This window comes from Qipengyuania citrea, from assembly GCF_009828015.1.
Taxonomy (GTDB): domain Bacteria; phylum Pseudomonadota; class Alphaproteobacteria; order Sphingomonadales; family Sphingomonadaceae; genus Qipengyuania; species Qipengyuania citrea.
Genome location: NZ_WTYG01000012.1, coordinates 1 through 13,266 on the forward strand (window position 1 = coordinate 1; position 13,266 = coordinate 13,266).

Genomic DNA, 13,266 nt, shown 5'->3' on the forward strand with positions numbered 1-13,266 from the left:
CTGCAAAAAGGTTATTGACCGAATCCTTGGTGGGACCTAGATGGCCCTCACCGACGCGGTGCTGACGGCTTCCACTGTCCGCTGCAACGGTCGCCAACATTGTCGGATAGCCGGTCCCCCGGTTTAAGGTCGGGGCAGGATCAGCTGTCCGTTGTTAGTGTCTGGCGGTTCTTTGACATTGTTGTTTATTGATGAAGGGACATGTGGGCGACGGCGCCCGGTCCGGGGGTTTTAAGGCTCCGGATACCGGTTAATTCAAGCCGATTGCCACATCCTCTGGTGAACTCCACGTTTGCCATTGGGTGATGCATGTTCATTCGTATCCATTACGTTTGACAGTGCAGGTATCGGCTCCTTGAAGCTCATGCCAAGCAGGTTAGCGGGGTTTTCCCCGTGCTTGATTGGTGTGTGACACAAACTTGAGAGTTTGATCCTGGCTCAGAACGAACGCTGGCGGCATGCCTAACACATGCAAGTCGAACGAACCCTTCGGGGTGAGTGGCGCACGGGTGCGTAACGCGTGGGAACCTGCCTTTAGGTTCGGAATAACAGTTAGAAATGACTGCTAATACCGGATAATGTCTTCGGACCAAAGATTTATCGCCTTTAGATGGGCCCGCGTTAGATTAGATAGTTGGTGGGGTAATGGCCTACCAAGTCGACGATCTATAGCTGGTCTGAGAGGATGATCAGCCACACTGGGACTGAGACACGGCCCAGACTCCTACGGGAGGCAGCAGTGGGGAATATTGGACAATGGGCGAAAGCCTGATCCAGCAATGCCGCGTGAGTGATGAAGGCCTTAGGGTTGTAAAGCTCTTTTACCAGGGATGATAATGACAGTACCTGGAGAATAAGCTCCGGCTAACTCCGTGCCAGCAGCCGCGGTAATACGGAGGGAGCTAGCGTTGTTCGGAATTACTGGGCGTAAAGCGCACGTAGGCGGCTTTTCAAGTCAGGGGTGAAATCCCGGGGCTCAACCCCGGAACTGCCCTTGAAACTGGATGGCTAGAATACTGGAGAGGTGAGTGGAATTCCGAGTGTAGAGGTGAAATTCGTAGATATTCGGAAGAACACCAGTGGCGAAGGCGACTCACTGGACAGTTATTGACGCTGAGGTGCGAAAGCGTGGGGAGCAAACAGGATTAGATACCCTGGTAGTCCACGCCGTAAACGATGATAACTAGCTGTCCGGGCTCATGGAGCTTGGGTGGCGCAGCTAACGCATTAAGTTATCCGCCTGGGGAGTACGGTCGCAAGATTAAAACTCAAAGGAATTGACGGGGGCCTGCACAAGCGGTGGAGCATGTGGTTTAATTCGAAGCAACGCGCAGAACCTTACCAGCCTTTGACATCCTAGGACGGTTTCTGGAGACAGATTCCTTCCCTTCGGGGACCTAGTGACAGGTGCTGCATGGCTGTCGTCAGCTCGTGTCGTGAGATGTTGGGTTAAGTCCCGCAACGAGCGCAACCCTCGTCCTTAGTTGCCATCATTCAGTTGGGCACTTTAAGGAAACTGCCGGTGATAAGCCGGAGGAAGGTGGGGATGACGTCAAGTCCTCATGGCCCTTACAGGCTGGGCTACACACGTGCTACAATGGCATCTACAGTGAGCAGCGATCCCGCGAGGGTTAGCTAATCTCCAAAAGATGTCTCAGTTCGGATTGTTCTCTGCAACTCGAGAGCATGAAGGCGGAATCGCTAGTAATCGCGGATCAGCATGCCGCGGTGAATACGTTCCCAGGCCTTGTACACACCGCCCGTCACACCATGGGAGTTGGATTCACCCGAAGGTGGTGCGCTAACCAGTTTACTGGAGGCAGCCAACCACGGTGGGTTCAGCGACTGGGGTGAAGTCGTAACAAGGTAGCCGTAGGGGAACCTGCGGCTGGATCACCTCCTTTCTAAGGATTGGTACGAAAGCGCCGGCGCTGGTCGTCGGAAGAGCTTCGCACCTTTTCAAAGAAACATGCCGTCGTCCTCATGTCCTTTCATCAATCGGATACAGCCTGGCGGGCGTTTGCCTGCCGTGGCTGTTTGCCTGAGCTGGCTCATGCCGCCCGCGGCCATGCCTTTTCCTAAGAGAAGGGGGCCTGCGCTGGCGCATAGGCCCGTAGCTCAGTTGGTTAGAGCGCACCCCTGATAAGGGTGAGGTCGGTGGTTCAAATCCACTCGGGCCTACCATTTGCCTGGTCTTACGGGGCCTTAGCTCAGCTGGGAGAGCACCTGCTTTGCAAGCAGGGGGTCATCGGTTCGATCCCGATAGGCTCCACCAGGCGTTGTGGTACGGTTTTGGCCGGCTGTGCGTGGCAGTTATCCGATAGATGAAACGAAAGCGGATCCCGCGTCATGCGGGTAGGCGGCTTCGAGCCGCTGTCTTTGACATTGTGAATGGGTTTTTAAATCGATGCCGTGGCGCATGGATTGTGATGGTTGGCTTTGGCCGATCGGAGCGATCGATGCATCACAAACAAGATCAATCAAATTGATTTATCTGGCTGAGATATTCCTCTGCACTATCGCGAGACGTCGGACTTTTATGCAGGTCTGTCGTTGATGGTGTGGATTCTCAAGCGTGAGGTAAGAGCATTTGGTGGATGCCTTGGCATGTGCAGGCGATGAAGGACGTGGCACGCTGCGATAAGCGTCGGGGAGATGTGAGCAATCTTTGATCCGGCGATTTCCGAATGGGGAAACCCACCCTCACCATTTCCTTTCGATTGTTTTCGGACAGTCGGAAAGAGGTGGATAGGGTATCACCAGACTGAATACATAGGTTTGGTGAAGCGAACCCGGGGAACTGAAACATCTCAGTACCCGGAGGAAAAGACATCAACAGAGATTCCCGTAGTAGTGGCGAGCGAACCGGGACCAGGCCAGTGCCTTCATTTCAACTAGCAAAACACTTTGGAAAGAGTGGCCATAGCGGGTGACAGCCCCGTATGCGAAAGTGATGATGAAGGACTCGAGTAGGGCGGGACACGTGAAATCCTGTCTGAACATGGGGGGACCACCCTCCAAGCCTAAATACTCGCACATGACCGATAGCGAACACAGTACCGTGAGGGAAAGGTGAAAAGCACCCCGATTAGGGGAGTGAAACAGTACCTGAAACCGGATGCTTACAAGCAGTTGGAGCCCCATAGGGGGTGACAGCGTACCTCTTGCATAATGGGTCAGTGACTTAATCTACCATGCAAGCTTAAGCCGTTAGGTGTAGGCGCAGCGAAAGCGAGTCTGAATAGGGCGACTGAGTATGATGGATTAGACCCGAACCCCGGCGATCTAGGCATGGCCAGGTTGAAGGTGCAGTAACATGCACTGGAGGACCGAACCGGTGAATGTTGAAAAATTCTCGGATGAGCTGTGTTTAGGGGTGAAAGGCCAATCAAGCCGGGAAATAGCTGGTTCTCCGCGAAATCTATTGAGGTAGAGCGTCGGATGTATGCCGATGGGGGTAGAGCACTGGATGGGCTAGGGCTGCGCGAGCGGTACCAAACCTAACCAAACTCCGAATACCATCGAGTCTTATCCGGCAGACAGACGGCGGGTGCTAAGGTCCGTCGTCAAAAGGGAAACAGCCCTAACCTACAGCTAAGGTCCCCAAGTCATATCTAAGTGGGAAAGCATGTGGGAATCCCAAAACAACCAGGAGGTTGGCTTAGAAGCAGCCATCCTTTAAAGAAAGCGTAACAGCTCACTGGTCTAAACAAGGGTTCCTGCGGCGAAGATGTAACGGGGCTAAAGATATGCACCGAAGCTTAGGGTTCAGAATTTATTCTGAGCGGTAGCGGAGCGTTCCGTAAGCGAGTGAAGGCGAAGGGTAACCGACGCTGGACGTATCGGAAGTGCGAATGCTGACATGAGTAGCGACAAACAGGGTGAGATGCCCTGTCGCCGAAAGACCAAGGGTTCCTGCGCAACGCTAATCGGCGCAGGGTTAGCCGGCCCCTAAGACGAGCCCGAAGGGGGTAGTCGATGGGAACCACGTAAATATTCGTGGGCCTGAAGATGTGTGACGGATCGTGGAAGTTGTTTTCTCTTATTGGATTGAGAGGGCAGCCAAGCGGTTCCAGGAAATAGCCTCTTCACTATAGACCGTACCCGAAACCGACACAGGTGGTCAGGTAGAGTATACCAAGGCGCTTGAGAGAAGTATCCTGAAGGAACTCGGCAAATTGCCTCCGTACCTTCGGAAGAAGGAGGCCCCATATCGACGCAAGTCTTTGTGGGGGGCACAGGCCAGGGGGTAGCGACTGTTTAGCAAAAACACAGCACTCTGCTAAGTCGGCTTCAAGACGACGTATAGGGTGTGACGCCTGCCCGGTGCTCGAAGGTTAAGAGGAGGAGTGCAAGCTCCGAATTGAAGCCCGAGTAAACGGCGGCCGTAACTATAACGGTCCTAAGGTAGCGAAATTCCTTGTCGGGTAAGTTCCGACCTGCACGAATGGCGTAACGACTTCCCCACTGTCTCCAGGATATGCTCAGCGAAATTGAATTCTCCGTGAAGATGCGGAGTACCCGCGGTTAGACGGAAAGACCCCGTGCACCTTTACTGCAGCTTCAGAGTGGCATTAGGAAATTACTGTGTAGAATAGGTGGGAGGCTTTGAAACATCGGCGCCAGCTGGTGTGGAGCCAACCTGTGAAATACCACCCTGTGATTTTCTGATGTCTAACCACGCACCGTTATCCGGTGTTGGGACCCTCTGTGGCGGGTAGTTTGACTGGGGCGGTCGCCTCCTAAAGAGTAACGGAGGCGCGCGATGGTATGCTCAGGACGGTTGGAAACCGTCTGCAAGAGTGCAATGGCATAAGCATGCCTGACTGCGAGACCGACAGGTCGAGCAGAGACGAAAGTCGGTCATAGTGATCCGGTGGTCCCTCGTGGAAGGGCCATCGCTCAACGGATAAAAGGTACGCCGGGGATAACAGGCTGATGATTCCCAAGAGCTCATATCGACGGAATCGTTTGGCACCTCGATGTCGGCTCATCACATCCTGGGGCTGGAGCAGGTCCCAAGGGTTTGGCTGTTCGCCAATTAAAGTGGTACGTGAGCTGGGTTCAGAACGTCGCGAGACAGTTTGGTCCCTATCTGCCGTGGGCGTCGATTGTTGAAAGGAGTTGCCCCTAGTACGAGAGGACCGGGGTGAACATACCTCTGGTGTACCTGTCATCCTGCCAAGGGTGCCGCAGGGTAGCTATGTATGGACGGGATAACCGCTGAAAGCATCTAAGCGGGAAGCCTCCCTTGAGATAAGCAATCTTCGAACCGTCATAGACCATGACGTTGATAGGCCGGGTGTGGAAGCGCAGTAATGCGTGTAGCTAACCGGTCCTAATAGTTCTTTTCGCGCTTGTAGGATCTGCACCATCAATGACAGCCCTGTCGCAAGACAGGCGGCTCAACGGTGGTAGAGGAAACTTCAGCCGGATAAGCCCTCAAAAGCTCAACAGCATCGATTTAAAATCCGATACGGTCCCCGCAGGGCAAAACCTGCGGGCGGCCCGTCCGCCCGCTTTATTGCTTGGTGGCTATAGCGTCTGTGACCCACCCGATCCCATCTCGAACTCGGACGTGAAACCGGACTGCGCCGATGGTACTAGTGCTCAAGCACTGGGAGAGTAGGTCGCCGCCAGGCATTATAGCGGACGGACGCGGAACAAACCCATTCACGATTTCAAAAAGCCGCTGCCGGTGCAAACCGCGCGGCGGCTTTTTCGTCTCTGGCCCTGGTGCCAGCGAGGAAGGCGCCATCGAAGTGCGCAGCACTTCGCAAGGCCGACCGGCCGCCCGGACCCCGGACCTGATCCGGGGGAGGGAAGCCAAGCCGACAGATGTCGGCACCGGCGCTTGAGGCGTAAAAGAAGGTACCGCGGGGTGGAGCAGTCCGGTAGCTCGTCAGGCTCATAACCTGAAGGTCGTTGGTTCAAATCCAACCCCCGCAACCATCTCCCAAATAACTCTCCAATAGCGACGCTCCGCCGCAGCATGCCCGCAGACCAGGAACTGCGCGCATGCGCACCGTGGGTCGGGAAGAGCCAGGCGTGCCGGATGGAAACGCCGAAACAGAGATACACCCCATCGATTAGCCCTAAAGAAAGCGTGATCGTGCGCGCCGCTTCGATCGCCACATCCGAAACCGGAGAGTAAATTACCCTGCTGCTCTCAGCGGGACTCTTCGCGTTTGGTCCTGTAGGCGCATGGCAAGCAAAGATCTTGGCGTCCGCTCATACGGATATCGCCAAGCCGGAGTGCCGCTCTTCTGTATCTACATTGCTGCCTCATTCGGGCGATCGGGGCTTCTTCGACTAACCTGTCAGTACTCGTTAGCGCGGCCAATCCGGTAGGGTCCGGACCGTGCCGACAACTTCCTGCCTTTCCAGATCAACCTGATGAGTCCCTGATCCAAAAGTTGGTCGGCGGCATCATGGACAAGTGGCATCGCCAAACGCCAAGCTCTTTTGTCCCCTGAAGCGATCTCGCGTGCGACTTCGCTGGGGCATACCGTCGCTCCGGGCTCGCGTCGGGAAAGCAGCGTCAGCACCGCCGTACGCGCGCGGTCAGGCGTCACTTGCGTTTCCGGCCGGATGTCATGGGGTCGGGCTTAGACGGCGCCTTCCAGCCTGGCGGAGGAACCGGGCGCTGCCGGCTCGACCCAAGCCCCATGGCGCCCGAACGCTGGCGAACCAGTCCCGAGGTGTCGGCTTCGGCAGCTTCTGTAGCGTTGGCGCCGCCTCGCATCAGATTGATGCGATCGCGAATTCGCCGCGCCTCCTCGAAATCGAGAGCGTGCGCCGCAGCTTCCATATCGCGCTGGAGATCCTCGATAGTCTTGTTCATCATCAACCAATGAGGGGTAGGACTTTTGGTGCCATTGCGCCCCTCCGCCTCTACCTAATCTCTTGGCGCGCCATGCTTTCCACTATCGGGTACCCGCCGATCCAGGCACCTTGCGTGACCCCAGCATCTGCCACGTCATCGCGAAGCGCGGTCAGGCCGGTGATGTTGCGTTCTACCCCGACAGTATGTCGCTCCACGAGTTGACCGATAGGCTCGTATGGCTTGTCCTTGCGATTGGACAGCGCGGGCAGCTCGCGTACGTGCGCCATGCTGAAGCCCAGTCTGCGCCGCTGCCGCCAGAGGGGAGCGGCGCCAATGAGTGTCCAAAGAGGCGTGATAAATGCGGTAGGCCCGATCGGCAGGACGGAGAATGCCTTCCCGTTCGTACTAGCACCAATACGGCCTCACCTCAGGCGGTCGGTCAGTAGATAGCCCTCGGGCCGAGCTTCACATAAATGGCATTATCGTTCGCAGCGGTTCGCGCTGCTCGAATCACGGTCGGTTCGGCAAACAGCCTTGCCGCGGGGCGATTCTCGAGAATCACGCGCGAATCTCACGGTGTGGAACGGAAGGATTCGCCAGAACCCGTATGGCTGCGGTGGTAATGTACCTCCAGTAACCGTGAACTCTACGCACCCATAACGCTCGAAGACCGCGGTATTCCGGGGTTTTTGCGAAATTATCGGATCGAGCTGCAAAAAGGTTATTGACCGAATCCTTGGTGGGACCTAGATGGCCCTCACCGACGCGGTGCTGACGGCTTCCACTGTCCGCTGCAACGGTCGCCAACATTGTCGGATAGCCGGTCCCCCGGTTTAAGGTCGGGGCAGGATCAGCTGTCCGTTGTTAGTGTCTGGCGGTTCTTTGACATTGTTGTTTATTGATGAAGGGACATGTGGGCGACGGCGCCCGGTCCGGGGGTTTTAAGGCTCCGGATACCGGTTAATTCAAGCCGATTGCCACATCCTCTGGTGAACTCCACGTTTGCCATTGGGTGATGCATGTTCATTCGTATCCATTACGTTTGACAGTGCAGGTATCGGCTCCTTGAAGCTCATGCCAAGCAGGTTAGCGGGGTTTTCCCCGTGCTTGATTGGTGTGTGACACAAACTTGAGAGTTTGATCCTGGCTCAGAACGAACGCTGGCGGCATGCCTAACACATGCAAGTCGAACGAACCCTTCGGGGTGAGTGGCGCACGGGTGCGTAACGCGTGGGAACCTGCCTTTAGGTTCGGAATAACAGTTAGAAATGACTGCTAATACCGGATAATGTCTTCGGACCAAAGATTTATCGCCTTTAGATGGGCCCGCGTTAGATTAGATAGTTGGTGGGGTAATGGCCTACCAAGTCGACGATCTATAGCTGGTCTGAGAGGATGATCAGCCACACTGGGACTGAGACACGGCCCAGACTCCTACGGGAGGCAGCAGTGGGGAATATTGGACAATGGGCGAAAGCCTGATCCAGCAATGCCGCGTGAGTGATGAAGGCCTTAGGGTTGTAAAGCTCTTTTACCAGGGATGATAATGACAGTACCTGGAGAATAAGCTCCGGCTAACTCCGTGCCAGCAGCCGCGGTAATACGGAGGGAGCTAGCGTTGTTCGGAATTACTGGGCGTAAAGCGCACGTAGGCGGCTTTTCAAGTCAGGGGTGAAATCCCGGGGCTCAACCCCGGAACTGCCCTTGAAACTGGATGGCTAGAATACTGGAGAGGTGAGTGGAATTCCGAGTGTAGAGGTGAAATTCGTAGATATTCGGAAGAACACCAGTGGCGAAGGCGACTCACTGGACAGTTATTGACGCTGAGGTGCGAAAGCGTGGGGAGCAAACAGGATTAGATACCCTGGTAGTCCACGCCGTAAACGATGATAACTAGCTGTCCGGGCTCATGGAGCTTGGGTGGCGCAGCTAACGCATTAAGTTATCCGCCTGGGGAGTACGGTCGCAAGATTAAAACTCAAAGGAATTGACGGGGGCCTGCACAAGCGGTGGAGCATGTGGTTTAATTCGAAGCAACGCGCAGAACCTTACCAGCCTTTGACATCCTAGGACGGTTTCTGGAGACAGATTCCTTCCCTTCGGGGACCTAGTGACAGGTGCTGCATGGCTGTCGTCAGCTCGTGTCGTGAGATGTTGGGTTAAGTCCCGCAACGAGCGCAACCCTCGTCCTTAGTTGCCATCATTCAGTTGGGCACTTTAAGGAAACTGCCGGTGATAAGCCGGAGGAAGGTGGGGATGACGTCAAGTCCTCATGGCCCTTACAGGCTGGGCTACACACGTGCTACAATGGCATCTACAGTGAGCAGCGATCCCGCGAGGGTTAGCTAATCTCCAAAAGATGTCTCAGTTCGGATTGTTCTCTGCAACTCGAGAGCATGAAGGCGGAATCGCTAGTAATCGCGGATCAGCATGCCGCGGTGAATACGTTCCCAGGCCTTGTACACACCGCCCGTCACACCATGGGAGTTGGATTCACCCGAAGGTGGTGCGCTAACCAGTTTACTGGAGGCAGCCAACCACGGTGGGTTCAGCGACTGGGGTGAAGTCGTAACAAGGTAGCCGTAGGGGAACCTGCGGCTGGATCACCTCCTTTCTAAGGATTGGTACGAAAGCGCCGGCGCTGGTCGTCGGAAGAGCTTCGCACCTTTTCAAAGAAACATGCCGTCGTCCTCATGTCCTTTCATCAATCGGATACAGCCTGGCGGGCGTTTGCCTGCCGTGGCTGTTTGCCTGAGCTGGCTCATGCCGCCCGCGGCCATGCCTTTTCCTAAGAGAAGGGGGCCTGCGCTGGCGCATAGGCCCGTAGCTCAGTTGGTTAGAGCGCACCCCTGATAAGGGTGAGGTCGGTGGTTCAAATCCACTCGGGCCTACCATTTGCCTGGTCTTACGGGGCCTTAGCTCAGCTGGGAGAGCACCTGCTTTGCAAGCAGGGGGTCATCGGTTCGATCCCGATAGGCTCCACCAGGCGTTGTGGTACGGTTTTGGCCGGCTGTGCGTGGCAGTTATCCGATAGATGAAACGAAAGCGGATCCCGCGTCATGCGGGTAGGCGGCTTCGAGCCGCTGTCTTTGACATTGTGAATGGGTTTTTAAATCGATGCCGTGGCGCATGGATTGTGATGGTTGGCTTTGGCCGATCGGAGCGATCGATGCATCACAAACAAGATCAATCAAATTGATTTATCTGGCTGAGATATTCCTCTGCACTATCGCGAGACGTCGGACTTTTATGCAGGTCTGTCGTTGATGGTGTGGATTCTCAAGCGTGAGGTAAGAGCATTTGGTGGATGCCTTGGCATGTGCAGGCGATGAAGGACGTGGCACGCTGCGATAAGCGTCGGGGAGATGTGAGCAATCTTTGATCCGGCGATTTCCGAATGGGGAAACCCACCCTCACCATTTCCTTTCGATTGTTTTCGGACAGTCGGAAAGAGGTGGATAGGGTATCACCAGACTGAATACATAGGTTTGGTGAAGCGAACCCGGGGAACTGAAACATCTCAGTACCCGGAGGAAAAGACATCAACAGAGATTCCCGTAGTAGTGGCGAGCGAACCGGGACCAGGCCAGTGCCTTCATTTCAACTAGCAAAACACTTTGGAAAGAGTGGCCATAGCGGGTGACAGCCCCGTATGCGAAAGTGATGATGAAGGACTCGAGTAGGGCGGGACACGTGAAATCCTGTCTGAACATGGGGGGACCACCCTCCAAGCCTAAATACTCGCACATGACCGATAGCGAACACAGTACCGTGAGGGAAAGGTGAAAAGCACCCCGATTAGGGGAGTGAAACAGTACCTGAAACCGGATGCTTACAAGCAGTTGGAGCCCCATAGGGGGTGACAGCGTACCTCTTGCATAATGGGTCAGTGACTTAATCTACCATGCAAGCTTAAGCCGTTAGGTGTAGGCGCAGCGAAAGCGAGTCTGAATAGGGCGACTGAGTATGATGGATTAGACCCGAACCCCGGCGATCTAGGCATGGCCAGGTTGAAGGTGCAGTAACATGCACTGGAGGACCGAACCGGTGAATGTTGAAAAATTCTCGGATGAGCTGTGTTTAGGGGTGAAAGGCCAATCAAGCCGGGAAATAGCTGGTTCTCCGCGAAATCTATTGAGGTAGAGCGTCGGATGTATGCCGATGGGGGTAGAGCACTGGATGGGCTAGGGCTGCGCGAGCGGTACCAAACCTAACCAAACTCCGAATACCATCGAGTCTTATCCGGCAGACAGACGGCGGGTGCTAAGGTCCGTCGTCAAAAGGGAAACAGCCCTAACCTACAGCTAAGGTCCCCAAGTCATATCTAAGTGGGAAAGCATGTGGGAATCCCAAAACAACCAGGAGGTTGGCTTAGAAGCAGCCATCCTTTAAAGAAAGCGTAACAGCTCACTGGTCTAAACAAGGGTTCCTGCGGCGAAGATGTAACGGGGCTAAAGATATGCACCGAAGCTTAGGGTTCAGAATTTATTCTGAGCGGTAGCGGAGCGTTCCGTAAGCGAGTGAAGGCGAAGGGTAACCGACGCTGGACGTATCGGAAGTGCGAATGCTGACATGAGTAGCGACAAACAGGGTGAGATGCCCTGTCGCCGAAAGACCAAGGGTTCCTGCGCAACGCTAATCGGCGCAGGGTTAGCCGGCCCCTAAGACGAGCCCGAAGGGGGTAGTCGATGGGAACCACGTAAATATTCGTGGGCCTGAAGATGTGTGACGGATCGTGGAAGTTGTTTTCTCTTATTGGATTGAGAGGGCAGCCAAGCGGTTCCAGGAAATAGCCTCTTCACTATAGACCGTACCCGAAACCGACACAGGTGGTCAGGTAGAGTATACCAAGGCGCTTGAGAGAAGTATCCTGAAGGAACTCGGCAAATTGCCTCCGTACCTTCGGAAGAAGGAGGCCCCATATCGACGCAAGTCTTTGTGGGGGGCACAGGCCAGGGGGTAGCGACTGTTTAGCAAAAACACAGCACTCTGCTAAGTCGGCTTCAAGACGACGTATAGGGTGTGACGCCTGCCCGGTGCTCGAAGGTTAAGAGGAGGAGTGCAAGCTCCGAATTGAAGCCCGAGTAAACGGCGGCCGTAACTATAACGGTCCTAAGGTAGCGAAATTCCTTGTCGGGTAAGTTCCGACCTGCACGAATGGCGTAACGACTTCCCCACTGTCTCCAGGATATGCTCAGCGAAATTGAATTCTCCGTGAAGATGCGGAGTACCCGCGGTTAGACGGAAAGACCCCGTGCACCTTTACTGCAGCTTCAGAGTGGCATTAGGAAATTACTGTGTAGAATAGGTGGGAGGCTTTGAAACATCGGCGCCAGCTGGTGTGGAGCCAACCTGTGAAATACCACCCTGTGATTTTCTGATGTCTAACCACGCACCGTTATCCGGTGTTGGGACCCTCTGTGGCGGGTAGTTTGACTGGGGCGGTCGCCTCCTAAAGAGTAACGGAGGCGCGCGATGGTATGCTCAGGACGGTTGGAAACCGTCTGCAAGAGTGCAATGGCATAAGCATGCCTGACTGCGAGACCGACAGGTCGAGCAGAGACGAAAGTCGGTCATAGTGATCCGGTGGTCCCTCGTGGAAGGGCCATCGCTCAACGGATAAAAGGTACGCCGGGGATAACAGGCTGATGATTCCCAAGAGCTCATATCGACGGAATCGTTTGGCACCTCGATGTCGGCTCATCACATCCTGGGGCTGGAGCAGGTCCCAAGGGTTTGGCTGTTCGCCAATTAAAGTGGTACGTGAGCTGGGTTCAGAACGTCGCGAGACAGTTTGGTCCCTATCTGCCGTGGGCGTCGATTGTTGAAAGGAGTTGCCCCTAGTACGAGAGGACCGGGGTGAACATACCTCTGGTGTACCTGTCATCCTGCCAAGGGTGCCGCAGGGTAGCTATGTATGGACGGGATAACCGCTGAAAGCATCTAAGCGGGAAGCCTCCCTTGAGATAAGCAATCTTCGAACCGTCATAGACCATGACGTTGATAGGCCGGGTGTGGAAGCGCAGTAATGCGTGTAGCTAACCGGTCCTAATAGTTCTTTTCGCGCTTGTAGGATCTGCACCATCAATGACAGCCCTGTCGCAAGACAGGCGGCTCAACGGTGGTAGAGGAAACTTCAGCCGGATAAGCCCTCAAAAGCTCAACAGCATCGATTTAAAATCCGATACGGTCCCCGCAGGGCAAAACCTGCGGGCGGCCCGTCCGCCCGCTTTATTGCTTGGTGGCTATAGCGTCTGTGACCCACCCGATCCCATCTCGAACTCGGACGTGAAACCGGACTGCGCCGATGGTACTAGTGCTCAAGCACTGGGAGAGTAGGTCGCCGCCAGGCATTATAGCGGACGGACGCGGAACAAACCCATTCACGATTTCAAAAAGCCGCTGCCGGTGCAAACCGCGCGGCGGCTTTTTCGTCTCTG

At 55.1% G+C, this 13,266-nt stretch carries 3 protein-coding genes, 5 tRNA genes and 6 rRNA genes; 11 read left to right on the top strand and 3 right to left on the bottom strand.

Going from position 1 to position 13,266, the window contains the following annotated elements:
- The first annotated feature begins 415 nt into the window (after nt 1-415).
- The 6 genes from GRI55_RS14465 to GRI55_RS14490 all read left to right on the top strand — a co-directional run bounded on the left by GRI55_RS14465 (nt 416) and on the right by GRI55_RS14490 (nt 5,952).
- Nucleotides 416-1,904, top strand: a 16S ribosomal RNA gene (locus GRI55_RS14465).
- Nucleotides 1,905-2,107: 203 nt separating this feature from the next.
- Nucleotides 2,108-2,184: transfer RNA gene (locus GRI55_RS14470), tRNA-Ile, on the top strand.
- A gap of 15 nt (nt 2,185-2,199) precedes the next feature.
- Nucleotides 2,200-2,275: transfer RNA gene (locus GRI55_RS14475), tRNA-Ala, on the top strand.
- 295 nt (nt 2,276-2,570) lie between these two features.
- Nucleotides 2,571-5,362, top strand: a 23S ribosomal RNA gene (locus tag GRI55_RS14480).
- Nucleotides 5,363-5,527: 165 nt separating this feature from the next.
- Nucleotides 5,528-5,642, top strand: a 5S ribosomal RNA gene (gene rrf / locus GRI55_RS14485).
- The 16S, 23S and 5S rRNA genes sit together here with 3 tRNA genes alongside, the layout of an rRNA operon.
- A 233-nt stretch (nt 5,643-5,875) precedes the next feature.
- A tRNA-Met gene (locus tag GRI55_RS14490) sits at nt 5,876-5,952 on the top strand.
- Nucleotides 5,953-6,320: 368 nt separating this feature from the next.
- Here the strand turns inward: GRI55_RS14490 and GRI55_RS14495 are convergent.
- Genes GRI55_RS14495 through GRI55_RS15345 form a run of 3 tightly spaced genes read right to left on the bottom strand, consistent with a single transcriptional unit; the run spans nt 6,321 to nt 7,242 of the window.
- Entirely contained in the window at nt 6,321-6,575 is a 255-nt protein-coding gene (locus tag GRI55_RS14495; RefSeq protein WP_160767614.1) for a DUF3253 domain-containing protein, read from the bottom strand.
- Complete coding sequence (locus GRI55_RS14500; protein WP_160767616.1) at nt 6,572-6,844, bottom strand: UvrB/UvrC motif-containing protein; 273 nt, start codon at nt 6,842-6,844, stop codon at nt 6,572-6,574. The genes GRI55_RS14495 and GRI55_RS14500 overlap by 4 nt, the downstream gene beginning before the upstream one ends.
- Nucleotides 6,845-6,894: 50 nt before the next feature.
- Nucleotides 6,895-7,242, bottom strand: coding sequence for a MerR family DNA-binding protein (locus GRI55_RS15345; RefSeq protein ID WP_414478904.1), 348 nt, complete (start codon nt 7,240-7,242; stop codon nt 6,895-6,897).
- A gap of 709 nt (nt 7,243-7,951) precedes the next feature.
- Between GRI55_RS15345 and GRI55_RS14510 the strand changes: the two genes are divergently transcribed.
- From GRI55_RS14510 to rrf (GRI55_RS14530), 5 genes are all read left to right on the top strand, one after another.
- A 16S ribosomal RNA gene (locus GRI55_RS14510) occupies nt 7,952-9,440 on the top strand.
- A gap of 203 nt (nt 9,441-9,643) precedes the next feature.
- A tRNA-Ile gene (locus tag GRI55_RS14515) sits at nt 9,644-9,720 on the top strand.
- Between the two features lie 15 nt (nt 9,721-9,735).
- Nucleotides 9,736-9,811, top strand: a tRNA-Ala gene (locus tag GRI55_RS14520).
- Nucleotides 9,812-10,106: 295 nt separating this feature from the next.
- Nucleotides 10,107-12,898: ribosomal RNA gene (locus GRI55_RS14525) — 23S ribosomal RNA — on the top strand.
- 165 nt (nt 12,899-13,063) lie between these two features.
- Nucleotides 13,064-13,178 (top strand): 5S ribosomal RNA (rrf, locus tag GRI55_RS14530).
- The last annotated feature ends 88 nt before the right edge of the window (nt 13,179-13,266 follow it).